We start from the raw sequence: 347 nt of genomic DNA, 5'->3' as shown, positions 1-347 counted from the left end.
CCGCGTACCAGACGTTACCTTCTTTGAGTTCGAATAACTCACACTGTAAAACATGAAACGGGTAACGCTGGCTGCCAAGGGTTCTAGTGGTATTAATTCGATATAAGGGTTGATCGATTAACATATCGCTTAGCGGTGGCTGTGGTTTAATTGCAGGCAACGAAAAATGTGCCGTCACCCAATTTTCAGACTCTAATCCATGTTGATTATCATTAGCTGAGATACTGAGCCTTAGCTCGCTTTCTTGACTGTCAGCGATACCTGTCAGGGTTAAGGGTGTTAAACTACGTACTTGTAGTGCGCGACTATTAAGTTCAATCCGATAGCTGAGTAAATCGCCATCTGGA

1 protein-coding gene is annotated in these 347 nt (G+C 43.8%); it reads right to left on the bottom strand.

Annotation, left to right across the window (positions count from 1 at the left end):
* Positions 1-347: hypothetical protein (locus ACS2QP_RS27460; protein ID WP_438883026.1), on the bottom strand; the 347-nt coding region annotated here is incomplete at both ends.

This window comes from Bacillus cereus group sp. Bce019, from assembly GCF_051781745.1.
Classification (GTDB): domain Bacteria; phylum Bacillota; class Bacilli; order Bacillales; family Bacillaceae_G; genus Bacillus_A; species Bacillus_A cereus.
This window is presented reverse-complemented; position numbering and strand designations above follow the sequence as displayed.